A 24,994-nucleotide genomic window follows, 5' to 3' on the forward strand; every position below is an offset into this window, starting at 1 on the left:
GCCTCGCTCGGCTCCCCGTCCCGTTTCCAAATTCCCGTGCCGGGCCGCGCGGCTATCCGATGCCGGGCAGGATCTCCCTTGCCGGCCCGCTCAGCAGATCCAGTATCAGCAGGCTGGCCAGGCACCCCAACTGCGCGCCGAGCCGTCTCGTCCGGGCGGCGGGCACCGCGTATTCATCCAGCGTCGTGTCCGCGTAGAACGAGGAATTGATCTGCGAGGCATAGGCCACGTATCCGCGCAGCCGCTGGCAGGCGGCCACGTCGACCTGCCTGGACGCCGACCAGAACTGGTCCAGCGCGCCCTGGAAGGTCACGCCCTCTTTTGCATAGAAGCAGCGCCCCAGCGCGATCACCGGCACACCGTGGAAAAGCGCCTGCAAACCAGTGGTCGAGTTGATCGTCACCAGTCCCCGGCAACGCTGCAGCAACGTCGGCAAGTGCGCATCATGGACATAGCGCACCCGCCCTTCCACGCCAAAGCGGCGCGCGCAACTGCGGATCGTGCCCGCATAGTCCGTATGGCCACGATCCATCGGGTGATGCTTGAAGACGAGCACGCTGTCCCGCGGCGCATGCCTGGCGAACGAGAACATCGTCCACTCGATAAAATCGCCTACGCGCCGCCACGGACTGGCGGCGCGGATCTGGCTGTCGTTGTAGACCTGCAGTGCCACGACGAAGAATGGCTCCGGTTCGCCCGAAAACAGGTGTCGCACCTGAGGCCGCTCAAGCCACCGGTACGCATGCTTGCGGTATCCGGCCCTTATCCAGCAAGCCAGTTCCCTGATGCCAAACGGCTTGTGATGGCGGTAATGCGGATAATTCGCGGAGGCGACCACGCCGGCGGCGAAATACCAGAACGAGTACCAGGCCATCCAGGCGAAGGCATGGCGGAAGTGGCGTCCCGCAGCGGGCATCCGCACGGCCGGCATCTGCTGCGCCCGCATCGGCGCCAGCCCCGAGCGCGCGTTGACGCCACCGGCTTCGAGCGTGATGTGGTCCGGCCGGATATAGCCTTCTTCGAACACCCAGAAGGCAATGCCTGCCTGCGCGGCAGCGCGCGCGGCGATGCGGTGCGGACGCCGGCAGTCACCGAACGCTATGACGGCATCGATGCGCTTTTCCCGCAGCGTGGCTTGCAGGAAACCTGCCAGCGACGCCATGGCCCCGCGGAAGCGAAGGACGTTGCGGCCGCGGTAAAAGAGGTCGTCGCCACCGTTGAAATTGACTTTCCAGACTTCGCAGCCCGCAGCGGCGAGTTGATCCCGCAAGCGCGCGAAGAACGGCCCGTTCGGTCCCTGCAGCAGCAGGATGCGACGATACTGCGCCAGCCGCTGGAAGGCAGCCCGGGCGGGCTGCGCCTGCGCACCGCCTGAATATTCTCTCCCTGACCGAGATGCATACATAGCTTTACTCCCCATACTTGCTGCCACCGGAATCCCGCACCGGCTACCATCCACCGCGATAGGCAAACCTGAATGTCTTCGCCAGTTCACGTGCCTTGCGGCACTGCCGCCAAAGCCAGTGGCTGCCGATCGCCCGCGGGCCCCGCGAGCGCTCCGCCAGGTGTGCGACCACGTCCTCGGCCGCGCAGAAGCCGTCGATGCCGGGCAGGCGATAACGCGGATAGCAGCACAGCGCGACATAGACCAGATGCTCCACCGACAGGCGGCGAGACCGCCGGGATATCGCCAGCCTGTCCACCGTCAAGCCCCAGCCTGCATAGAACGGCTGCCCATGGCAATGCACCTCCTTGCCATGCAGCAGGGCTTCGAATCCGGCCAGCGATGTCATGACATGCACGGCGTCCGCTGCCTGGATGCAGGCATTGATGCTTGCCTGCGCGGCGGTCTGATCGGCCAGCGCGTGCAGTTCATCGGCATCGATGCGGCCCGGGCGATTCCCGGCCACCACATCGGGATGCGGCTTGTAGACAATCCACGCCTGCGGGTTTTCCGCGCGCACCGTGGCCAGCAGATCTCGATTGCGCTGGATCGCCGGCGATCCGTCCAGCAGCGATGCGTCGCCTTCCACCTGCCCGGCCACGAGCAGCACCTTGCGTCCGGCGCTCTGCGGGGTCAGGGAGAAGCCCCCGCCCACGTTGTACTTGCTGATACCTTGGCGCACCAGGCTTTCACGCAAGCGCATCGCCCGCAGCCACTCGGCCTCGCCGAGCGCGACCGTGGCCAGCATGGTTTCGAGCAGGCACGGCTCCCGCGGGTCGTAATGGATGCCCGGCCCGTCCAGCGCCAGCGATAGCGGGCCGTGCAGGTCGGAGCCGAGCCCGGCGGAACGGACGAAACCATCCTCCACGCGCAATACGGGAATGGCCGCCGCGGCCGCATATGCCCGCAGTGCGGGATTGCGGCTGCCCCACACCACAAGCCGCGCGCCGGCCGGCAAACGCGCAATCTGATCTTCTGCAAGATCCCGGGCAAACTTCAGCCGGCTCGACGGCGTATCCAGGAAGCGCCGGACCATGGCGCGCTTCCACGCGCTCATGCCGACGCAATAGAACGTGCCCCGGCACTGCTCGTTCGCAGCCTTGTTGCGCGCCAGCCATTCGATGGCGTCGAACAGCGTGGCGGGGCGGCCGCTGACAGGATGGGCATAACGCGCGTAGCGCAGGTAGGCCGCCAGGAACAAATGCGCGAGCGGACGCTGTCCGTCGCGGCCCGCGCGCCGCGCGCGCAATGCGGCGCCCTCCGGGTGCCGGTCGTCCGTGAGTCCCCAGCCCGCGTACCACGGCTTGCCGAAGCAGACGACGGATTTTCCGAGCATCAGGGCCTCGAAGCCCATATGCGATGTAACGACATAGACGCGGTCGAACTGCTCGATCAAGGAGAGCGGACAACAATCCCGCGCCAGCCAGCGTATCCGCGAATTCTCGCTGCTGCCTTGTGCGAGATAGCCTGCCTTGTGCCCGGAGACGACCTCCGGATGGGTCTTGACCCAAACCTCTGCCCCCGGGTCGTCGTCGAGCGCCGCCCGCAGCATGGCCGCAAACGTCTCGGCATCCGCGCCGCCCAGCAACACGGACATGTCGCCATGCGTCTGGTCCACCACCAGCACGCGCCGCGACACGCTGCGCGGTGGCAGGGAGAACACCGGCGCATGGTTGTACTTGGAAAGCCGGTGGCGCACCACCAGGGCAAGGCCGCGCTGCGCCTCGGCCAGCGCCGGCTGGTCTGGCGCGGTGTCGCGGATCAACAGTTCGAGTTGCGACGGCTGGCGAGCGTCGTAGTAAATGCCGGCCTCGTCCACCACCAGCGACAAGGGCGCCTCCCGGCTGCCCGGCGCGACCGAACGCAGGAAGCCATCCTCCAGCGCCAGGTATGGCAGCTCCAGTTCCCGCGCCAGCCGCACCGCCCGCTGCGCGCTGGGCCGCCTGCCCCAGCCCGCTACCGCGGCGAGCGCGCCGGTTTCGTGGCGCCGGCGCAGCACGGCACGGCATGGCTTGCCGAGAAAAGCCGCCAGGTGGGGAATCATGAGAATCCCGGGCGAAACGATGCCCACGCTCTCTCCAGCCCTGCCTTCCCATCCGCCAGTTCCGCCCATCGTTCCTCTCCCATCGGCGCGTCCACGCTGTCGGCGGCGCAGCTCGACATCCATCAGTGAAATCCCAGCAGGTACCTGGCCCGGTCCATCCAGCCGCCGAGCCGGTCCACATGCCCAGGGCGAGTGTCGAACAACACAAAAAAATCCTGTGCCGCGAGACCTCGCTCGCCGCAGCATGCAAAGAACTCCTCGATCAGGAAATGGCCCGCCGCCGTGTCGGTGACATTGCCGCCGCCCACCCACGCCCTCAGCTTGCCCAGCAGCCGTTCGGCATTCTCGGCGCGGGCGTGGTAGTAGGCGTCGCCGCGCGGCTTGTCGTGGTAGAGGTGAAACACCACCTGCCTGTCCAGCAGGCGCGGCAGGCTCAGCCTGCCAAGGTATTTGCGAAAGCCCTCTGCCAGCAGCGGCGCACGAAAGCTCTTGTTCTTCAGCAGATCCTCCGTGCGCGGAATCAGCTCGTGGCGCATCGCCAGGCGCAGCATGAAATCGAAATCCTCGTAGCCATGCCCGTGGAAGGCCTCGTCGAAGCCACCCAGGTCCCGGTAGTCCCTGGTACGCAGCACTACCACCGACGACGGATTGGCCATGTGCTGGAAATACCGCCGACGGAACGACAGATAGCCGTCCAGGATCGTGCCGGGCGTCTCTCTGCCGGCTTGCAGCCGGCTGCTCGCCCATTTCGTCAGGTACAGGCACGGCAACACCACCAGCTTCTCGGCCCCCGATGCGACGAGGCGGGCGCTATCGAGGAACAGGTCGGGAAGCGGATACAGATCGGCGTCGAGCAGCAACATCGTGGCCGAATCGACGTGCTCGGCGGCACGGTTGCGCAGCAGGCCGCTATTGACAGCGCCATCGTGGAAGGCGCGCGATACCAACGTGACATGAGGAAACGCCGCCAGCTTCCGGACCAGCGTCCGGTCGTGGCGACTGCCACGATCGTTATGCGCGACCACCATCCTCAGCTTTGCCATGCCCGGATGCCGGGCCAGGTCCAGCACCCTGCCCTTCAAGCTCGCGGGCCGGCGTAGCAGATCCACCGGTATCACCGCGGAGAGCAAGGAATCGGCGCTCTGATGCTTTTGCATGACCTCCATCACAACCCCAACACCACCTTGGCCGAAATCGCCAACTGATAAAGAATCTGGAACACATCCTTGGCAAACTGCCGCGTCTTCATGTCCACCCTCGGCAGCACCAGGATCTCGTCGCCGGAGCGCACCTGCGTGCCCCACTTGCTTTCCGTAAAGCTGCCGTCCCGGTGGGCGACGATCACGCGGGCGCTGTCGGCGTTCTGCGAGTAGCCGCCTGCCTGCTCGATATAGTCGGCCACGCTCATGCCGGAATCGAAGGCGACGGCGTTGGGGAACAGGACTTCGCCGTTGACGATGACGAGGCCGTCCCTGACCGGCACGCGCAGGATGTCGCCGTTCTCCAGCAGCAGCTGGTCACGCGTGCCGGACTTGGCGATCAGGGTCTGGCCGGTGGGTTCGATCTTGCGGGCGCGTTCCACCCATTGCAGCACGAGCGCGGCTTCTTCCTTGCGCAACTGGGCTTCGTCGGCGGTGCCGGAGCGGGCGGTGAGCACGCTGGACTCAAGGCTGCGCAGCGCGGTGCCGAGCAGCACTTTCTGGCGGGCTTTGACGCTGAGTCGGTAGAGCTGGATGCTGTCGGCGTCGGACTGCGGCGTGAAGGCGACCTGGCTGAGCAGCTCGCCCATGCGGCTGCCGTAGGGCAGCACGAATTCCTGCGGGCCGGCGTGCTCGCCTTCCACGCGCACGGTGATGGTGCCGGGGCGCTTGTCGGCGGTGAATTCGATTTCGTCGCCGTCGTGCAGGATGATTTCCTGGTCCTGGGAGATCGGGAAGTATTCGACATTGCGGATGGTGCCGGTGTTGCGCACCACGCGCACGTTGGTGGCCTGCGGCAGCGGCTTGGCCAGGCGGGCGATCTGGTCGAGCCGGGCCTGCTCGCCCTGGAATTCGAAGCGCTTGGCGTTCTCGGCCAGGCCGCCGACCTTGACGGTGCGCTTGCGCGGCTGGACGAAGATCACGTCGCCATTGTTGAGCTGGCGGGTGGCGAGTTCGCCCTTGAGAAGGAAGTCGTAGAGATTGACGACGGCGAGGGTCTGCGTGCCGCGCTTGATGGCGACGTCCAGGAAGGAGCCCCGCTCGGGGTCGATGCCGCCGGCCTGGTCGAGGTAGCGCAGCACGCTGTCGCTGGACGTGCCGTCGTACATGCCGGGTCGATAGACGGCGCCGGTGACGTAGACGCGCACCGGCTGCGCGGCCAGCAGGCTGGCGTAGATGGAAACGCGGCCGGCGAACACGCGGCGCAGCGCCGCGGTGACGGCGGCCTGCAGGTTGGCGTTGGTGATGCCCTGCACGCGGAACGGGCCGATCTCGGGCAGCAGGATGTTGCCGCCGGCATCCACCGCGAGCACGGTGTCGAGGTTGTAGCCGTTCCACATGCGCAGCTGGATGCGGTCGCCCACGGAGATGACGTGGCTGGGGTTGAAGACCGCTGCGCTCTCGCGGCTGAAGGCGCCGGTGAAGAGCTGCGCGCCGAAGGCGTCGCTGGCGAGGTTGGCACCGTAGTCGGCGTTCTGCGGCGCGCTGTCGGGCATGGCTTGCGCGGGATGCGCCGGTACCATGGGCGTGGCGGCTTGCACCGGCATGCCGGTGGCGCCCGCCGGCGGCAGGCCGCCCTGCGCGGCCATGGCGGCGAAGCCGGGCCCGGTGTCGACGCGCGTGCCGGACTGGGCGTGCGCGCCTTGCATGGCCGTGGCGAGCAGAAGGACAAGGAGGAAACGATGCATGGCTAGTCCCGGTGATCGCGAATGATGGCGCCGAGCAACTGGAGCACGCCGGCCAGCATCAGGGCGCCCAGCACGAACACGACGATGTTGTAGAGGCGGCGCGGCTGCAACGGGTATTCGGGCAGGGTGGGGTTTTGCACCACCGCCACGTTCTTGAGCTTGCGCGTGGATTCCATGCGCGCTTTCTCCAGCACGCTCAGCGCGGTCTTGTAGAGGTCCTCGCTGAACCCGGCCGCCGCCTGCAGGCGTTCCTGCTGCTCCGCTACCCGGTTGAGCGCCTTGCCGCTCGACGAGGTCATGCGCGCGCGCTGGGCACCGATCTGGGCCTGCACGGCGACGATCTGCGCGTCGAGCTGCTGGATGGCCGGCGACTGCGGGGTATAGACATCCTTGAGCGCGGCGCGCTTGACGCGCAGGTCCGCCAACTCGGACTCCGCGGCCGCCACCACGCCGGACAGGCTCTCCACGTCGCCGCGCGGGGAGACAATGCCGTTGGCGTTCTGGTACGCCAGCAGGGCCTGGCGGTCGGCCTTCATGCGCTCGCCCTGCGTGCGCGCCTGCCGCTCGATATAGACGACCTGTTCCTCTGCCACACGATGCGTGAGGTCGTTGATAAAGCGTTCGCCCTCCTCTACCAGCGCACGCGTCACTGCCTGCGCCATCGCCGGCGTGAAGGCCTGCGCGCGCACGACCAGGGTGCGCGAGTAGTCGTCATACTCGACGCTCACCCGGCCGAGGTAGTAATCGTGGAAGCGTTCGAGCGACGCATCCGCCGGCCACAGGCGAGACAGCGCGTCGCGGCGCGGATCGCTGTAGTGGCCCTTGAGCGCGAGCGTCGCATCGAGCTTGTTCAGCATGTCGACGGACAGCAGGTACTCGCGCAGCAGCAGCAGATCGCGCGGCGGCGCATTGGCGCCCAGCAGCGAAGCATAGAAGTCGGTCGTGGTGGCGCCTACCGCATCGCTGCGCTCGACCACCACCTTGGCTTCGGACACATAGCGGTCGGCGGCAACCACGCCCCAGTAGACGATCGCCAGGATGGATGCGGCGATGGCGATGCGCCACGGCCAGCCGCACTGCCTGATTTCCCTCAACAGCTTGTTCACCTTGTCATGCTCTTCTTGTATGCCCGCATGGCTTCGTCCACGCTGTCGAAGCGGTAGGCCTGGCCCTCGTGCAGCCAGATCGCGGAGTCGCAAAAGCCGCGCAAGGTCGATTCGCTGTGCGACACCATCACCAGGCCCGCGCGGCCCGCGAGCGCTTCGAAGGCCTTGCGGGACTTGGCGTTGAAAGCGGCGTCGCCGACCGCGGTCAGCTCGTCCACCAGGTACACGTCGAACTCGAACGCGATCGACAGCGCGAAAGCCAGCCGCGAACGCATTCCCGAGGAGTAGGTCTTGACCGGCGCATCGAATGCCGCGCCCAGCTCGGCAAAGTCCCGCACGAAGGCAAGCTTGTCTGCCAGGCCTGCCCGCCCGCCATGGATGCGGCAGACGAACTTGGCGTTCTGCCGCCCGCTCAGCGATCCCTGGAAGCCACCGGAAAGCCCGAGCGACCACGACACCCGGCAGCGCCGGTCGATCTCGCCGCGGCTGGGCGTGTCGGTCCCGCCGATCAGGCGCAGCAGCGTGGACTTGCCCGCGCCATTCCTGCCGATCAGCGCGACGCGGCTGGACCTGGCAATTTCCAGCGATACATCGTGCAGGACCCAGGCGTCCGCCGCCGCGCCGCGATAGCGCTTGTGCAAGCCGGATATCCTGATCATTGCGCCACCAGCCGCGCTGCGAAGCGGCGCTGCAACGCAAGCCCACACAGGACCGAGCACAGGGACCAGGCCGCGAGATAGGACAGGCTGGCGAAGTCCTGCCCCCGATAAGCCGAGAAAAAGCCGCCGCGCATGGCTTCGAGCCCGTGCAGGATGGGGTTCAGCAACAGCCAGTCGCGCACCGGACGCGGCACGCTGGCGACCGGGTACATCACCGCCGAAACGAAATACAGCGGCGCGAAGAACAGGCCGACGATGCGGCCGAACTCCGGCACCAGCGTGCCGAGCACCGACAGGCTCAATGCCAGCCCGGCGCCCAGCAGCCACAGCAGCGCGGCGGCCAGCAGCACTTGCAGCGGATCGCGCGGCAGCGCGTCCACCCCGGCCAGGCTGCACGCCGCCAGCAGCACGGCGAACACCAGTCCGTAGAGCAGGCCTTCGAGCGCGGTACGCACCAGCACCGTATCGACCGGCCTTACCTGCCGATACGCGAACAACGCGGCATTGGCCTTGACGGCCTCGGCGCCCCGACTGGCCACGTTGCGCACGAGGAAGAACCCCAGGATGCCGATCATGATGAACAGGCTGGCCGCGATACCCGGAATCAGCACGTGACGCACCACGCCGAACAGCAGCATCAGGAAGCCGATATGGATGACGGGCTCGAGCAGCAGCCACAGCCATGCGGCGCGGCCGGTGGCCAGGCGCGCATTGGCCTCGCGCAGGAACAGCGCGTGCCATACCGAGATGGCGACGGAAAACCGGGAACGAAGACGAATTGAAGGCATGCCGACTCAAGAATGACCCCGGACCGAATGGCGGCCAGGAAGGTTTCCCGGAAGAATGCCGCGGGAGCGCGCTAGCCTTCGGCGCAGGGGGACGGTGCGTCGGGAAATGCCTGCGGCGCGCGGCAAGCTGCCGGACGCCCGGTGGACTTCAGTAGCTAAGACGAAACGTTGCTTCAGCCTGGCGCAAGAGGCGCCCGGCTTCGTCACCGCGATCTTCCGGAAATTCGCCACGGCAATCACGCGATGGCGACCGAAGAAATGGTACAAGCGCGGAGGCCGTCTGAGGGGCGGAAACGTCCGAACGAGATATGGCAAGTTTCCCGCAGACCATACGGCATGGTCTGATAGGCAGGATCGCGCGAGAGCTGGTGGCGGCCCGGCGATGGCGCGGCAGGGAATGCGTCAGGGGCGCGCGGGAGGACGCATCAGGGACGCATCAGGGACGCATCAGGACGTCTCAGGACGTATCAAGGCCGCCCCGGGCCGGTCGGCAGCGGACTGGCGAACGACCGGTGCGGGAAAGGAACGCGAGATGCGCGCAGGGCCCGGCTGGCCCGCGGGAACGCGGAAAGCGCCTATGCGGTGGGCGAAGCGGGCGGGAAATGCAGCGCAAAGCGCAGGCGTCCCGGCGCGGGACAAGTCGCTTCGGCCTGGCCGCCGTGGAGGGTCATGATGGCCTTGACGATGGCGAGTCCGAGTCCGTTGGATTCGGCCACCTGGCTGCGTGCCACGTCGCCGCGGTAGAAGCGGTCGAACAGGCGGTGCAACTGCTCTTGCGGAATGTCGTCGCCCTGGTTCTCCACGGCAACGACGGTGCCACCGGCCTGGTGCACGCCGCTCAGACGGATGACGGTGCCCGGGGTGCCGTACCGCACGGCGTTGACCACCAGGTTGTTGATGGCCCGGCGGCACAGCAGCGGATTGGCCCAGAGCGTGCCCTCCGCCGCGATCTCGAAGCGCATGCCTTTTTCGTCGGCCGGGCCTTCGAAGTACTCCGCGATCTTGTTGAGTTCGGCCTGCAGCGGCACTGCTGCATGCTCGATGGTCAGGCGCGCGTGGTCCGCCTGCGCGAGGAACAGGATGTTCTCGGCGATATTGCCGAGGCGGCTCAGTTCTTCCAGGTTGGATTCGAGCAGTTCCTGGTATTCCTCGGGCCGGCGCGCCTTGCTCAGCGTGACCTGCGTCTGCCCGATCAGCGCGCCCACCGGCGTGCGGATCTCGTGCGCGAGGTCGGCGGAAAACTGGGAGAGGCGTTCGTAGCCTTCACCCAGCCGGTCCAGCATCGCGTTGAATGCCCGCACCAGGCCGTGCAGTTCCGCCGGCGCGCCGTGCTCGTCGAGACGAACGGTGAAGCTGGCGGGGCCGATCTCGGCGGCCCGCGCGGCAATGCTGCCCACCGGCCGCAGCCCGCGCCGGATGGCAACGACGGCCAGCGCCGTGGCCGCCAGCATGCCCACCAGCGTGCCCAGCAGCACGCGGTCGCGGTAGGCGGCGAGCATCTGCACTTCATTGCCCAGCGGATGCGCGGCGATCACCTCGACCACGCTGCCGTCTTCGTTCGAACGCGCGCGCGCCGCCGCCCAGTGGATCGGCACGCCGTTGGCCAGCCGCGTGCGCAGGATGCTGTCCGGCGTGAGGCCGACGCCGTCGCCCGGCATCAGCGGGCCCAGTTCCGCCGGCACTTCGAGCCCATCCGGGTTGACGTGGATGAACGGCGGCTCGCCCGGCTTGCGGAAGATCAGCACGTCGCGCTCGGCGCCGAGCATGGTCTCGAACAGCAGCGGACGGTCCTTGAGTTCCGAGACCGTATAGACGTTGCTGGCCAGCCGGCGGAAATGCGTGACACGCCCGATCAGCTGGAGATCGGCGCGCGCTTCCATCGAGGTCTTGACGGACTGGTAGAAATAGGCGCCCAGCGCGCCGATCACTACGCAGGCGATCAGCGCGAACGACAGCGTGGTGCGCGCCGTGAGCGACGGCGCCCGCCTGGGCCGGGCGTTCATGCGCTGTCGCCGAAGGTGTAGCCGATGCTGCGCACGGTATGGATCAGCTTCTTCTCGAAGGGCTGGTCCACCTTGGCGCGCAGCCGCTTGATCGCCACATCGACGACGTTGGTGTCGCTGTCGAAGTTCATGTCCCAGACTTCCGAGGCGATCAGCGTGCGCGACAGCGCCTCGCCCTGGCGCTTGACCAGCAGGTGCAGCAGCAGGAACTCCTTGTTGGTCAGCGCGATCTCGACGCCCTGGCGGGTGACCTTGCGGCGCATGACATCGAGCTTGAGGTCGGCGAACTCGAACAGCTCGGCTTCGCGCACCACGCCGCGCCGAAGCAGCGTGCGGATGCGCAGCACCAGCTCGATGAACGAAAACGGCTTGACGAGATAGTCGTCCGCGCCGAGCTCGAGGCCGTGGATGCGGTCATTGACATGATCGCGCGCGGTCAGAAAGATCACCGGCAGGTCGCGCCGCGCGCGCAAGGTGCGCATGATCTCCCAGCCATCGATGCCGGGCAGCATCACGTCGAGCACGATCAGGTCGTAGGCGTGCTCCAGCGCCATGTGCAGCCCGTCGGTGCCAGTGCGCGCGAGGTCCACGGCATAGCCACTTTCGCGCAGCCCTTTCCTGAGGTAGTCGCCGGTCTTGGGATCGTCTTCGATGACGAGGATGCTCATGATGCGCAAATCGGTTCGGCTGGTGTGCTGCCATTCTAGCCACCGCGAGCCCGCCGCTGATGACATTTTTGTCATCAAACGGTCACTCGGACGACCGCTTTCGAGCCCTAATCTGGCCCGCACCTTTCACTGCACGGAGTGCCAGAATGAAGATCGTTTCGAGCAAGTTGACGCGTACCGTACTGGCCGCCGCCATGCTGGCCGGCGCCGCGATTGCAGGCGCCCCCGCGGCGCTGGCCCAAGCGGCCCCGGCCGCCGCCCCGGCCAGCGCGCCCACCGGCGTGCGCGGCACCGTGACGGCCTTTGCCGGCGACACGCTGAAGGTGCGCACCCGCTCGGGCCAGGAGCTCGACATCGGCCTGGGCAAGGACACCGCGGTGCGCGGCGTGACCCTCGCCAAGATCGACGAGATCAAGGCCGGCAGCTATATCGGCTCGGCCGCGGTGCCACAGGCCGACGGTTCGCTCAAAGCGCTCGAAGTACACGTGTTCCCGCCCAGCATGCGCGGCAGCGGCGAAGGCCATCGCGCATGGGACCTGGGCAAGAACAGCAGCATGACCAACGGCACGGTCGGCAGCGTGGTGGTCAGCAACGGCCGCACCATTACCGTGAAGTATCCCGAAGGCGAAAAGCGCATCGTGATCCCGGTCGACGTGCCTATCGTCAATCTCGAACCCGGCGACCGCTCGCTGCTGGTGCCGGGCACGCATGTCGTGCTGTTCGCCGCCAAGGCACCGGACGGCGCGCTGACCGCGCGCTTCATCTCGGCCGGCAAGAACGGCGTCGTGCCGCCGATGTAAGGTCACCGGCCATGCACAAGCCAACCCCCGCCCGCGCCGCGCGGCGTGCCATCGTCCACCCGCTGGCCGTGCGCGCCGCGCACTGGATCAACGCCTTCGCCATGACGTGCATGGTGATGAGCGGCTGGGCCATCTACAACGCGTCGCCCTTGTTCGCCTTCCGCTTTCCTGCGTGGGCGACGGTGGGGGGGTGGCTGGGCGGCTCCATCGCCTGGCATTTCGCCGCGATGTGGCTGCTGTGCGCCAATGCCCTGCTCTACCTCGGCCATGGCTTCGCCACGCGGCACTTCCGCCGGCATTTCCTGCCCCTGAGCGCGCGCGCCGCGCTGCGCGACGCGGGCCTTGCGCTGCGCCTGCGCCTGCCGCACCGGCCCGGCGTGTACAACGCGGTGCAAAGGCTGATGTACGTGGCGGTGCTCCTGCTCGGCGCGCTGGTGGTGGCCTCCGGCCTGGCGATCTGGAAGCCCGTGCAGCTGTACTGGCTGGCGAACCTGTTCGGCGGCTTCGATACGGCCCGCTATGTGCACTTCGGCGCCATGGCCGGGATCGTCGCCTTTGTCGTGGTGCACCTGGTGCTCGTCATCGCGGTACCGTCGACCCTGTTGCCGATGTTCACGGGCCGCGCGGGGCGCGGTCATCATGGAGAAGCCGAAGCATGAGCGAGCCGTCCGGAAAGACGCGGATCGCGCGTCCCGTTACCCAGGATATCCCCGCCACCGCGCGCTCCGCAGGCGAACCGCGCGCGGCAGGCGCCGCCATCGCCACGCCCTCGCGGGAGCGCATCAGCGCGGCGGATTTCAAGCCGCGGCTGCAGCGGCGCATGTTCCTGCGCTCATCGCTTTCGCTCGGTGCCGTATCCATGCTGGCCGGCTGCACGCTGCAGGACGGCGACACCGTGGACAAGGTGCTATGGTCCATGTCGCGCTGGAACGACCGCGTGCAGGCCTGGCTGTTCAGCCGCGACCGGCTGGCGCCCACCTATGCGCGCAGCCAGATCACGCAGCCCTTCCCCTTCAACGCCTTCTACCAGGAGTTCGACGTACCCGAGGTAGACGGCAACGACTACCAGCTGGAAGTCTCCGGCCTGGTCGCCGACAAGCGCAGCTGGAGCCTGGCGCAATTGCGCGCGCTGCCGCAGGCTGGCCAGATCACCCGCCATATCTGCATCGAAGGCTGGAGCGCCGTCGGTGAATGGCGCGGCGTGCCGTTGCGGACCTTCTTGCAGCGTATCGGCGCGGACACCACCGCGCGCTATGTCGGCTTCAAGTGCGCGGACCGCTATTACTCCAGCCTCGACATGGAAACCGCACTGCACCCGCAGACCATGCTGGCGCTGGATTTCGGCAGCGAACCGTTGCCTGCCAGGTACGGCTATCCGCTCAAGCTGCGCGTGCCGACCAAGCTCGGTTTCAAGAACCCCAAGCATATCGCCGCGCTGTTCGTGACCAACGAGAATCCCGGCGGCTACTGGGAAGACCAGGGCTACAACTGGTTCAGCGGGATCTGAGAGAGCCTGGCCCAGGACCTGGCCCGGACCTGAAAAAGTGACTAGCGGCAGGTGACGCACAGGCGGTTCCCCGCGCCAGACAGCCACGCGCCCGCCGCCAAATATGGCGCTACGCACACATTTATCACCAAAGACACGCCGTCCGGGGCCAGCAAGGATTCCCAGCGCGGTCACTCGTGCGTAAGATCGAGAGCATCCGCCCGGCCGCCGCCGCTCGATGCGCGCACGGCCGCGCATGGCTCACACCCGCACATCACCTCCCGCCGCGGGCCCCGCAACAGACGAGGGAGACCATGGCATCAGGCAGCGCATCCCGGCAACTCTGGCATATGACTTCCGAAGGTTGGGGCTACTGTGCGCTCGGCACCTTCAGCCACGACGGCCTGCCGCCCGAGTGGCGGGCCGTGCTGCCCATGCTTCCGCTACGCGACCGCTACTCCCCCGTGAAGGCCGCGCGCATGGTGCTGGTCACCATGCAGCTACGCGGCGCCGCACCCGACGCGGCGCAACGCTCCGATCCGCAACGACCGCTCTACTACGTCTACCAGGCGTGGAGCACGCTGGCCGGATGATTGGCCGCCGGGAATGAAAAACGGGCCCCGAAGGGCCCGTTTTGCATGTCGTCGACGCGCGAGCGGATCACCCCACCCACTTGCGGGCATTCCTGAACATGCGCATCCAGGGGCTGCCGCCATCGGGGATCTGCTTCCACGCATCCGGCGCCCAGCTCATCGTGGCCGTGCGGAACACGCGTTCCGGGTGCGGCATCAGCACGGTGAAGCGGCCGTCCACGGTGGTCACCGAGGTAATGCCTTCGGGCGACCCGTTCGGGTTGAGCGGGTAGGTCTGGGTGGGCGCGCCGTGGTTGTCCACGAAGCGCAGCGCCACCTGGGCCTGCTTCTGGTCGCCCTGCTGGGAGAAGTCGGCAAAGCCCTCGCCATGCGCCACCACGATGGGGATGCGGCTGCCTTCCATGCCGGCGAAGAAGATCGACGGCGAGGACTGCACCTCCACGGTGACAAAGCGTGCTTCGTACTGCTCGGACTGGTTGCGCGTGAACTTCGGCCACGCGCCCGCGCCCGGGATGATCGGGGCGAGGTTGCTCATCATCTGGCAGCCATTGCACACGCCCAGCGCGAAGGTGTCCTGGCGGTTGAAGAAGGCGGCGAACTGCTCGGCCATCTGCGCGTTGAACAGGATGGTCTTGGCCCAGCCTTCGCCGGCGCCCAGCACGTCGCCGTAGCTGAAGCCGCCGCAGGCAACGAAGCCGCTGAAATCGGCCAGGCTGGCGCGCCCGGCGATCAGGTCGCTCATGTGGACGTCGTGCGCGTCGAAGCCCGCGCGGTCCATGCTGTAGGCCATCTCGATCTGCGAGTTGACGCCCTGCTCGCGCAGGATGGCCACACGCGGACGGGCGCCGGTGGCCACGAACGGCGCGGCGATGTCCTCGGCCGGGTCGAACGTCAGCACCGGCGAGATGCCGGGGTCGGCGGCGTCGAGCAGGCGGTCGTATTCGCTGTCGGCGCAGGCGGGGTTGTCGCGCAGGCGCGCGATGCGCCAGCTGACTTCGCTCCAGTTGCGCTGCAGCTCGCCGCGGGCGGCGCCAAACACCTTCTTGGCGTCGCGGTAGATCTCGATCTGGTCGGTCGTGTTGGGCTTGCCCACCACGTGGCTGCAGGCGGACAGGCCGGCTTCGCGCAGCACGCCGAACACGGCGTCGCGCTCTTCCAGGCGCACCTGGATCACCGCGCCGAGTTCTTCCGAGAACAGCGCGCGCAGGGTCTGGTCGTTGCGGCGCTCGCCGATCTGCTGGGCCCAGTTCTTGGCGTCGCCGTAGTCCTGCTCCTGCTGCGGGTCCAGCGCCAGCATGTCGACGTTGAGCGACAGGCCGCAGTGGCCGGCAAAGGCCATTTCCGCCAGCGCCGCCAGGAAGCCGCCGTCGGAGCGGTCATGGTAGGCCAGCAGCCTGCCTTCGCGGTTCAGGCGCTGGATGACGTTGAAGAAGTTCTTCAGGTCTTCGGCACTGTCCACGTCCGGCGCGGCGTCGCCCACCTGCTGCGTGACCTGCGCCAGGATGCTGCCGCCCAGGCGGTTCTTGCCGCGGCCCAGGTCGATGGCGATCAGCACGCTGTCGCCGGCATCGGTGCGCAGTTGCGGCGTCAGGGTGCGGTCGGTGTCGTCCACCGCGGCGAAGGCCGAGATGATCAGCGAGACCGGCGCCACCACTTCCCTGGCGATGCCGTTCTCTTCCCACTTGGTGCGCATGGACAGCGAATCCTTGCCCACCGGGATGCTGATGCCGAGCGCCGGGCACAGTTCCATGCCCACCGCGTGCACGGTGTCGTAGAGCTTGGCGTCCTCGCCGTCCACGCCGCACGCGGCCATCCAGTTGGCGGACAGCTTGACCTTGCCCAGGTCCATGACAGGCGCGGCGGCCAGGTTGGTCAGCGCCTCGCCGATGGCCATGCGGCCCGAGGCCGGGGCGTTGATCACGGCCAGCGGGGTGCGCTCGCCCATGGTCATGGCTTCGCCGGCGCGGCCCTTGTAGTCGAGCGTGGTCACGGCCACGTCGGCCACCGGCACCTGCCAGGGACCGACCATCTGGTCGCGCGCGTTCATGCCGCCCACGGTGCGGTCGCCGATGGAGATCAGGAAGGACTTGCTGGCCACGGTGGGGTGGCGCAGCACGTCGCGCACGGCTTGCTCCAGCGCGATGCCGGTCACGTCCACCGGCGGCAGCGCCTGCTCCACGTGACGGACGTCGCGGTGCATGCGCGGCGGCTTGCCGAGCAGCACTTCCATCGGCATGTCGACCGCGTAGTGTTCCTTGAGCGAGGCGTCGACGTGCGCGTCCACCAGCTGCAGCTGTTTCTCTTCGGTGGCCACGCCGACCACCGCGAACGGCGAGCGCTCGCGCTGGCACATGGCCTGGAACAGCGGGAAGGAATCCGGCGCGATGGCCAGCACGTAGCGCTCCTGCGATTCATTGCACCAGATCTCGGCCGGGCTCAGGCCGGACTCTTCCAGGTGCACCTGGCGCAGGTCGAAGCGCGCGCCGCGGCCGGCGCCGTCCACCAGTTCGGGGAAGGCATTGGAGATACCGCCCGCGCCGACGTCGTGGATCGACAGGATGGGGTTGTCGTCGCCGAGCTGCCAGCAGGCGTTGATGACTTCCTGCGCGCGCCGCTCCATTTCCGGGTTGCCGCGCTGGACCGAATCGAAGTCCAGGTCGGCGGTGTTGGTGCCGGTGGCCATCGAGCTGGCGGCGCTGCCGCCCATGCCGATGCGCATGCCCGGGCCGCCCAGCTGGATCAGCAGGGTGCCGGCGGGCAGCGGGTTCTTGTGGGTATGGCTGGCATCGATCGCGCCGATGCCGCCGGCGATCATGATCGGCTTGTGATAGCCGCGCACGGTACCGCCCACGTTCTGCTCGTAGACGCGGAAGTAGCCACCCAGGTTGGCACGGCCGAATTCGTTGTTGAAGGCGGCGCCGCCGAGCGGGCCTTCGGTCATGATCTGCAGCGGCGAGGCGATGCGGTCCGGCTTGCCGGTGACCGCGGGCTTGTCGTCGGGATTGCGGTGTGCCACCGGCTGGGCGGCATCGCGCGCGTTTTCCCAGCTTTCGACGGCATCCGGCAGCATCAGGTTGGAGACCGTGAAGCCGGTCAGGCCAGCCTTGGGCTTGCCGCCACGGCCCGTGGCGCCCTCGTCGCGGATCTCGCCGCCGGCACCGGTGGAGGCGCCGGGGAACGGCGAGATGGCGGTCGGGTGGTTGTGGGTCTCCACCTTCATCAGCGTGTGCGTGAGCGCCTCGTGGCGGCCGTACTTCTGCTCGCTGCCGCGCGGGAACCAGCGCTCCGCCACGCCGCCTTCCATCACCGCCGAATTGTCGGAGTACGCCACGATCGACCCTTGCGGGTTGAGCTGGTGCGTATTGCGGATCATGGCGAACAGGGACTTGTCCTGCTGCACGCCGTCGATGGTCCAGGTGGCGTTGAAGATCTTGTGGCGGCAGTGCTCGCTGTTGGCCTGCGCGAACATCATCAGCTCGACGTCGGTCGGGTTGCGGCCCAGCCGGGCGTAGGCGTCCACCAGGTAGTCGATCTCGTCTTCCGACAGCGCCAGGCCCATCTCGGTATTGGCCTGCGCCAGCGCGGCGCGGCCACCCGAGATGTCGATGAAGCGCAGCGGCTTGGCCGGCAGTTCCTGGAACAGGCCGGCCGCGTCTTCGCGCGCGGCCACCACGGCCTCGGTCATGCGGTCGAACAGATGGGCGGCCACGGCGGCGCGCGTGCCGGCGTCCAGCGTCTTGCGCCCGCGCAGCAGGCCCTTCTTGCAGATCACGGTGATCTCGATGCCGCGCTCGATGCGGTGCACGCTGGCGAAGCCGCAGTTATGCGCGATATCGGTCGCCTTGCTGGCCCACGGCGAGATCGTGCCGAAGCGCGGGATCACCACGAAGCGGTCGCCTTCGGCCTGTGGCTCGAACGGCGCGCCGTAGGTCAGCAGCGCGCCGATGCGGGCACTGTCGTCCTGCGACAGCGGCACATCGGAATCGACGAAGTGCAGGAACTGGCCGTGAACCGACTCGATGTCGGCGTCGATCTGCTTGAGGGCGGTGAGCAGGCGTTGCTGGCGGAAGGCAGAAAGGGCCAATGCGCCGGGGAAGCACGAGAAATGCGCCATGGTCTGAGCGGTCGGGAGGGCAGGAGGTAGGGGCTGCTACCGGCCGGCGCCGCTGGTTGGGGCGCCGTGCTGGCGGGAAACCGGCATTATACCTTGTCGGCGGACCTTTCCCGCGTTGCAGCAGAGCCGGCGACGCCCCGGCTACCCGGCTACCCGGCTACCCGGTTGATCTGGGCGCGAAGCGGCGCCGGGACCACTCACGGCCCGCGACACCACGCGCGGGCCGCTTCGGCGGCCCGCAACGCGGCACGCTCAGGCCTCGCCGAAGCCCCCGCCCCCGGGCGTTTCCACCACGAACAGGTCGCCCGCCTCCATCTCGCAGCGCCCGACGTGGCCGAGCGCCTCTTCCCGCCCGTCGCGCCGCACCACGTAGTTGCGCCCGGTGGCGCCGGGCGCGCCCCCGGCCATGCCGAACGGCGCGTGCAGGCGGTTGTTGGAGAGGATCGACGCGGTCATGGGCTCCAGGAAGCGCACCCGGCGGATGCCGCCGCTGCCACCGTGCCAGCGCCCCGCCCCGCCCGAGCCCGGGCGGATCTCGTAGCTTTCCAGCCGTACCGGGAAGCGCCATTCCAGCACTTCCGGGTCGGTCAGCCGCGAATTGGTCATATTGGTCTGCACCACGTCGCAGCCGTCGAAGCCGTCGCCGGCCCCGCTGCCGCCCGAGATGGTCTCGTAGTACTGGTAGCGCGCATTGCCGAAGGTGAAGTTGTTCATGGTGCCCTGGCTGGCCGCCACCACGCCCAGCGCGCCATACAGGGCGTTGGTGATGCAGGACGAGGTCTCCACATTGCCCGAGACCACCGAGGCCGGATAGCGCGGGTTGAGCATCGACCCCTCCGGGATGATGACCTTGATCGGCTTGAGGCAGCCGGCGTTGAGCGGGATGTCCTCGTCGACCAGCGTGCGGAACACGTAGAGCACTGCCGCCATGCACACCGCGCGCGGCGCGTTGAAGTTGTTGGGCAGTTGCGCCGAGGCGCCGGTGAAGTCCACCACGGCTTCGCGCCGGGCCTGGTCCACCGTCACCTTGACCTGGATGCGCGCGCCGTTGTCGAGCGGGTAGTCGTAGCTGCCGTCCTTGAGCGCGGTGATGACGCGGCGCACGGCTTCCTCGGCGTTGTCCTGCACGTGGCCCATATAGGCGCGCACCACCGGCAGGCCGAACTGCGCCACCATCTTGCGCAGCTCTTCCACGCCCTTGGCATTGGCCGCCACCTGGGCGCGCAGGTCCGCCATGTTCTGGTCGATATTGCGGGCCGGGTAGCGCCCGTCGGCCAGCAGCGCGCGCATGCCGGCGTCGTCCAGCACGCCGGCCGTGACCAGCGGGAAGTTGTCGATCAGCACGCCCTCTTCTTCCACCACGGTGGAGTCCGGCGGCATCGAGCCCGGCGTGATGCCGCCGATGTCGGCGTGATGCCCGCGCGAGCCCACGTAGAACAGGATCCCGGCGCCGGCCTCGTCGAATACCGGCGTGATCACCGTCACGTCGGGCAAATGCGTGCCGCCGTTGTAGGGATCGTTGAGCACGTAGACGTCGCCGTCGGCCATGCCGCCGGCATTGCGTGCGATCACGGTCTTGATGCTCTCGCCCATCGAGCCAAGATGCACCGGCATGTGCGGCGCGTTGGCGATCAGGTTGCCGTCGGCGTCGAAGATGGCGCAGGAGAAGTCGAGCCGCTCCTTGATGTTGACCGAGTAGGCGGTGTTCTGCAGCCGCTGCCCCATCTGCTCGGCGATCGACATGAACAGGTTGTTGAAGACCTCCAGCATGACCGGGTCGGCATCGGTACCCATGGCGCGGCGCTGCGGGCGCGGCACCGCGCGCGTCAGCACGAGGTGGTCGCGCGCGGTCAGCTCGGCCTGCCAGCCGGGCTCCACCACGGTGGTGGCGTTGCGCTCGGCGATGATGGCCGGGCCGGGCAGCACGTCGCCGGGGCGCAGCGCGTCGCGCGGGAACAAGCCCGTGTCGTGCCAGGAGCCGCCGCTGAACATGCGCACCTGCTCGGCCGGCACCGGTCCGCCGCTGCGCGGCAGCGGCTCGGGCAGTTTTTCCGCGGGCGGCTCGCTGCTGCCGATGGCTTCCACCGACACGGCTTCCACGATCAGCGGCTTGCCCTGCATCAGGAAGGCGTAGCGCTGGCGGTAGGCGGCGTCGAACGCGGCCTGCATGGCCGGCAAGGTGCCGAACGGCACCACCAGCGCGGAGTCCGTGCCCTCGTAGCGCAGGTGGGCGCGGCGCACCACGTCGATCTGCGCGTCGGCCACTTCCTGCTCCAGCAGTTCGTTGCGCGCTTGCTGGGCCAGTGCGTCGAGCGTGGCCTGCAGGGCCGGCAGGGCATCGGCGTCGAGCCGCGCTTCCACCGCGCGCTCGCGCATCGCGGTGCGGTCGGCCAGCCCCATGCCGTAGGCAGAAAGCACACCGGCCAGCGGGTGGACGAAGACGGTCTGCATGCCGAGCGCGTCCGCCACCAGGCAGGCATGCTGGCCGCCGGCGCCGCCGAAGGTGGTGAGCGTGTAGCCGGTCACGTCGTGGCCGCGCTGCACCGAGATCTGCTTGATCGCGTTGGCCATATTGCCCACCGCGATCTCGATAAAGCCTTCGGCCACCTGTTCGGGGCTGCGCGCGTCGCCGGTGGCGGCACTGACGGCCCGCGCCAGCTCGCCGAAGCGGGCCAGCACGGCGTCGCGGTCCAGCGGCGCGTCGGCGCGGGGCCCGAATACGCTCGGAAAATGGCGCGGCTGGATCTTGCCCAGCATGACGTTGCAGTCGGTCACGGCCAGCGGGCCGCCGCGCCGGTAGCTGGCCGGCCCCGGGTTGGCGCCGGCCGAATCCGGGCCCACGCGGAAGCGGCTGCCGTCGAAATGCAGGATCGAGCCGCCGCCGGCGGCCACCGTGTGGATGCTCATCATCGGCGCGCGCATGCGCACGCCCGCCACGCTGGTCTCGAACACGCGTTCGAAATCGTTGGGATGGCTGCCATTGAAATGCGACACGTCGGTGGAGGTGCCACCCATGTCGAAGCCGATGATGCGCCCGAAGCCGGCGCTCTGCGACGAGCGCACCATGCCGACGATGCCGCCGGCCGGGCCGGACAGGATGGCGTCCTTGCCCTGGAACCGGTGCGCGTCGGTCAGGCCGCCGCTGCTTTGCATGAACTGCAGCCGCACGCCCGGCATCTGCTGCTCGACCTGCTCCACGTAGCGGCGCAGGATCGGCGAGAGATAGGCGTCCACCACCGTGGTGTCGCCGCGCGAGACCAGCTTCATCAGCGGCGACACCTGGTGCGAGACCGAGATCTGCGTAAAGCCGGTCTCGCGCGCGATGCGCGCCGCGGCCCGCTCGTGCGCCGGCTCGCGGTAGCCGTGCAGGAACACGATGGCGATGGCGCGGGTGCCGCCGGCGAACACGCGCTGCATGTCCGCGCGCAGCGCGGCTTCATCGAGCGGCGTGACCATATTGCCCTGGGCATCGATCCGCTCGCCCACTTCCACCACCTCGCGGTAGAGCAGTTCGGGCAGCACGATGTTCAGGTCGAACAGGCGCGGCCGGTTCTGGTAGGCAATGCGCAGCGCATCGCGAAAGCCCCGCGTGATGAACAGCGCCAGCGGCTCGCCCTTGCGCTCGAGCAGCGCGTTGGTCGCCACCGTGGTGCCCATCTTCACCACCTCCACCAGCGCCGGCGTCACCGGCTCGCCGGGCGCCAGGCCCAGCAGGTGCCGGATGCCGGCCACGGCGGCGTCGCTGTACTGCTCCGGATTCTCGGACAGCAGCTTGTGCGTGACCACCGTGCCGTCGGGGCGCAGCCCGACCACGTCCGTGAAGGTGCCGCCACGGTCGATCCAGAATTGCCAGCGGCGGCGGTCCGGGACGAAGGCGGCGGAGGATGGCTGCGACATGCGGTGGCTTCCTTGTTTATCGTGGTGGAAATGTCGGGTACGCGGGCGGCACGCCGGCAGCGCAAGCCGCCGTGCGCGCAGGAGCGCTCGCTGGCGGCCGGGGCTACAGCGATGTGGCCGAGCGCGCGGCCTGCTCGTACAGGCCGGTAAGCACGCGCAGCAGCCGTGCCAGCTCGCCGATCTCGATGTTCTCCGCGCTGCCCGCCGTGAAGTTGCTGGTCAGGCATTGCTCGCGGATCTCGCGATAGCGGGCACAGGCCTGGGTGCCGGCCGGCGTGGTGGTGTAGGTCGCCTCTTTGCCGACCCGTTCGCCCTCGACCAGCCCGATGCCCTGCAGCTTTTTCAGCGCATAGGTCACCAGGTGCGTGTCTTCCACGTTCAGCACGAAGCAGATATCGGCCAGCCGCTTGGGCCGGGCGCGGTGGTTGACGTGATGCAGCACCAGCACGTCCAGAAAGGTCAGGTCGCGCACGCCGGAGGCGCCCATGCAGCGCACCACCCAGCGGCTGTAGGCGTTATAGGCCGTATTCAGGCCGAACTCGAACTCGGACAACTCGGGGCTGCGCTCGGACACCAGGTGCGAAGACGAGACGATATTGGGCCCGAGCGCGCGCGGCGGCGCGCCCGCTTCCGCCCTGGCGGCGCCCTGCTGCCCGGCATTGTCGTGCTCGGCCGGTACCTGGCCGGCGGCTGGCTTACGAGCCATGTCTTCACTCCTCTCTCGTTGTTGATTCCATGAGCCGGCGTGACACGGGCAATCCGGAGCGACTAGGTATATCCCCGATGGCCTCGCGCACAGATTTGGCTTGACAGTTTATTAACAAATTATGAGGATAAACGCCAAATAAATCCAAGCAAAACATCGGGGACGTGGCAGTGGATTCTGCACGAAGAGAGGGCAGGCAAAACCGTTTACGCACTATCGCGGGGACAACGGACAACCCTTGCGCAGCCTGGTTGCGCCGCGCCGGCGCACTGGCTAGACTCGATCCGAACCCTGCCAAGCGCAACTGATCGCGAGCCAAATGCCCACGGATATCCATACATTACAGACAAAACTTCGCGACGGCACCGCATCGCGTGCCGGCGTGATTGCCGAAGCCGCCCATCTGGCGCGGCAACCCGCGGCGCAAGCCGTCCTGCTCCACCCCACCTTCGACACCGCGGCCGAGACCGCGCGCGCGGCCGATGCCGCCGCGCAGGCCGGCCAGCCATTGCACCCGCTGGCCGGCCTGCCGGTGTCCGTCAAGGATCTGTTCGACGTCACCGGCCAGACCACCCGCGCCGGCTCCCCGGTGCGCGCCGACGCGGCCCCGGCCACGGCCGATGCGACCGTGGTGCGCCGCCTGCGCGAGGCCGGCGCGGCGCTGGTGGGGCGCACCAACATGACCGAGTTCGCCTTCTCCGGCGTCGGCATCAACCCGCATTTCGGCACGCCGGTGAATCCGGCCGATGCCGGCGTGGCGCGCATTCCCGGCGGCTCGTCGTCGGGCGCGGCGGTGTCGGTGGCGCTGGGCCTGGCGGTTGCCGGGCTGGGCAGCGACACGGGCGGCTCGATCCGCATTCCGGCGGCGCTCTGCGGGCTGACCGGCTTCAAGCCGACCGCCCGGCGGGTGCCGCTCGACGGGGCCTTCCCGCTGTCCTATACGCTCGACACGGCCTGCGCGATGGCCCGTTCGGTGCATGACTGCGCGCTGGTGGACAGCGTCATCGCGGACCAGGCCGTGGTGCCGGCCAGCAAGGCCCTGGCCGGCATTCGCCTGGCCGTGCCGCGCCAGTACCTGCTGGACGACCTGGACACCACCGTGGCGCGCGCCTTCGACCGGACCCTGGCCCGCCTTTCCGCGGCCGGCGTGCGGATCGAACAGATCGACCTGCCGGAGCTGGCCGAGCTGCCCGCGATCAACGCGGCCGGCGGCTTCACGGCTGCCGAGGCCTACGCCATCCATCGCGGCACGCTGGCCAGCCGGCGCGAACAATACGATCCGCGCGTGGCCATGCGCATCGAACGCGGCGCCGCCATGGGCGCGGCCGACTATGTGGACCTGATGCGCGTGCGCGCCGGCTGGATCGCGCGCGTGCTGGCGCGCATCGACGGTTTCGACGCGGTGGCCTGCCCCACGGTGCCGATGGTGGCGCCCGCGATCGCGCCGCTGGCGCAAGACGACGCGCTTTTCTTCCGCACCAACGCGCTGCTGTTGCGCAATACCTCGGCCTTCAATTTCCTCGACGGCTGCTCGATCTCCCTGCCCTGCCACCAGCCGGACGAACTGCCGGTCGGGCTCATGCTCTCGCACGGCGCGCTGCGCGACGCGCAGTTGCTGGGCACGGCAATTGCATTGGAGAACATCGTCAAGCCGGCCGCCTGAGGCGCCCGCACCGTGACAAGGCGCTTGCCCGCGTGGCCCCTGAGCCAGTCCGCGCGGGCAAGACAGAGACAGGACAACGGGAAGACAAGGCAAAGACAAGGAAAAGACAAAGGCCCTGCGCGCACGGGACTTGCGC

17 protein-coding genes are annotated in these 24,994 nt (G+C 68.2%); 5 read left to right on the plus strand and 12 right to left on the minus strand.

Annotated elements, in window-relative coordinates:
- Positions 1 to 52: 52 nt before the first annotated feature.
- The 9 genes from AB4Z48_RS16520 to AB4Z48_RS16560 form a co-directional block, all read right to left on the minus strand.
- On the minus strand, positions 53 to 1,471 hold the full coding sequence (locus AB4Z48_RS16520; protein WP_441615767.1) for a capsule biosynthesis protein: 1,419 nt from the start codon (positions 1,469 to 1,471) through the stop codon (positions 53 to 55).
- Complete coding sequence (locus tag AB4Z48_RS16525) at positions 1,449 to 3,515, minus strand: capsular polysaccharide biosynthesis protein (protein ID WP_441615768.1); 2,067 nt, start codon at positions 3,513 to 3,515, stop codon at positions 1,449 to 1,451. Before AB4Z48_RS16525 ends, AB4Z48_RS16520 begins: the two co-directional genes overlap by 23 nt.
- 95 nt (positions 3,516 to 3,610) lie before the next feature.
- Complete coding sequence (locus AB4Z48_RS16530; RefSeq protein WP_441615770.1) at positions 3,611 to 4,645, minus strand: galactosyltransferase-related protein; 1,035 nt, start codon at positions 4,643 to 4,645, stop codon at positions 3,611 to 3,613.
- A gap of 8 nt (positions 4,646 to 4,653) precedes the next feature.
- Positions 4,654 to 6,375 (minus strand): SLBB domain-containing protein, encoded by a 1,722-nt coding sequence (locus tag AB4Z48_RS16535; RefSeq protein WP_441615772.1) that lies wholly within the window; start codon positions 6,373 to 6,375, stop codon positions 4,654 to 4,656.
- A gap of 2 nt (positions 6,376 to 6,377) precedes the next feature.
- On the minus strand, positions 6,378 to 7,481 hold the full coding sequence (locus AB4Z48_RS16540) for a chain-length determining protein (RefSeq protein WP_441615774.1): 1,104 nt from the start codon (positions 7,479 to 7,481) through the stop codon (positions 6,378 to 6,380).
- Positions 7,478 to 8,140 (minus strand): ABC transporter ATP-binding protein, encoded by a 663-nt coding sequence (locus tag AB4Z48_RS16545; RefSeq protein ID WP_441615776.1) that lies wholly within the window; start codon positions 8,138 to 8,140, stop codon positions 7,478 to 7,480. Before AB4Z48_RS16545 ends, AB4Z48_RS16540 begins: the two co-directional genes overlap by 4 nt.
- Positions 8,137 to 8,928 carry an ABC transporter permease gene (locus AB4Z48_RS16550; RefSeq protein ID WP_441615778.1) on the minus strand — a complete coding sequence of 264 codons (792 nt, stop codon included), beginning with the start codon at positions 8,926 to 8,928 and terminating at the stop codon, positions 8,137 to 8,139. Before AB4Z48_RS16550 ends, AB4Z48_RS16545 begins: the two co-directional genes overlap by 4 nt.
- Before the next feature lie 575 nt (positions 8,929 to 9,503).
- Positions 9,504 to 10,931, minus strand: a complete 1,428-nt coding sequence (locus AB4Z48_RS16555) for a heavy metal sensor histidine kinase (protein ID WP_441615780.1) — start codon at positions 10,929 to 10,931, stop codon at positions 9,504 to 9,506.
- A complete protein-coding gene (locus tag AB4Z48_RS16560; protein ID WP_441615782.1) occupies positions 10,928 to 11,599 on the minus strand; it encodes a heavy metal response regulator transcription factor in 672 nt (223 codons plus the stop codon). The genes AB4Z48_RS16555 and AB4Z48_RS16560 overlap by 4 nt, the downstream gene beginning before the upstream one ends.
- A 146-nt stretch (positions 11,600 to 11,745) precedes the next feature.
- Here AB4Z48_RS16560 and AB4Z48_RS16565 point away from each other — a divergent pair, with 146 nt between their 5' ends.
- The 4 genes from AB4Z48_RS16565 to AB4Z48_RS16580 all read left to right on the plus strand — a co-directional run bounded on the left by AB4Z48_RS16565 (position 11,746) and on the right by AB4Z48_RS16580 (position 14,478).
- Positions 11,746 to 12,399 carry a hypothetical protein gene (locus AB4Z48_RS16565; RefSeq protein WP_441615784.1) on the plus strand — a complete coding sequence of 218 codons (654 nt, stop codon included), beginning with the start codon at positions 11,746 to 11,748 and terminating at the stop codon, positions 12,397 to 12,399.
- An 11-nt stretch (positions 12,400 to 12,410) separates the two neighbouring features.
- Positions 12,411 to 13,058: a cytochrome b/b6 domain-containing protein gene (locus tag AB4Z48_RS16570; RefSeq protein WP_441615786.1), complete on the plus strand. Its 648-nt coding sequence runs from the start codon at positions 12,411 to 12,413 to the stop codon at positions 13,056 to 13,058.
- Positions 13,055 to 13,906 carry a molybdopterin-dependent oxidoreductase gene (locus AB4Z48_RS16575; RefSeq protein WP_441615788.1) on the plus strand — a complete coding sequence of 284 codons (852 nt, stop codon included), beginning with the start codon at positions 13,055 to 13,057 and terminating at the stop codon, positions 13,904 to 13,906. Before AB4Z48_RS16570 ends, AB4Z48_RS16575 begins: the two co-directional genes overlap by 4 nt.
- 329 nt (positions 13,907 to 14,235) lie before the next feature.
- A complete protein-coding gene (locus tag AB4Z48_RS16580; protein WP_441615789.1) occupies positions 14,236 to 14,478 on the plus strand; it encodes a hypothetical protein in 243 nt (80 codons plus the stop codon).
- 67 nt (positions 14,479 to 14,545) lie between these two features.
- On the opposite strand, the gene purL is transcribed toward AB4Z48_RS16580, so the two are convergent.
- The 3 genes from purL to AB4Z48_RS16595 all read right to left on the minus strand — a co-directional run bounded on the left by purL (position 14,546) and on the right by AB4Z48_RS16595 (position 23,195).
- Entirely contained in the window at positions 14,546 to 18,592 is a 4,047-nt protein-coding gene (gene purL / locus AB4Z48_RS16585; RefSeq protein ID WP_441615791.1) for a phosphoribosylformylglycinamidine synthase, read from the minus strand.
- Positions 18,593 to 18,844: 252 nt separating this feature from the next.
- The gene (locus AB4Z48_RS16590) at positions 18,845 to 22,489 is read right to left on the minus strand and encodes a hydantoinase B/oxoprolinase family protein (RefSeq protein WP_441615793.1); all 3,645 of its coding nucleotides are present in this window, start codon (positions 22,487 to 22,489) and stop codon (positions 18,845 to 18,847) included.
- Between the two features lie 103 nt (positions 22,490 to 22,592).
- A complete protein-coding gene (locus AB4Z48_RS16595) occupies positions 22,593 to 23,195 on the minus strand; it encodes a winged helix DNA-binding protein (RefSeq protein WP_441615795.1) in 603 nt (200 codons plus the stop codon).
- Between the two features lie 319 nt (positions 23,196 to 23,514).
- On the opposite strand from AB4Z48_RS16595, the gene AB4Z48_RS16600 reads away from it, so the two are divergent.
- Entirely contained in the window at positions 23,515 to 24,858 is a 1,344-nt protein-coding gene (locus AB4Z48_RS16600) for an amidase (protein ID WP_441615797.1), read from the plus strand.
- The last annotated feature ends 136 nt before the right edge of the window (positions 24,859 to 24,994 follow it).

Origin of the sequence: Cupriavidus sp. 2TAF22 (assembly GCF_052115045.1) — a bacterium.
Taxonomy (GTDB): Bacteria; Pseudomonadota; Gammaproteobacteria; order Burkholderiales; family Burkholderiaceae; genus Cupriavidus.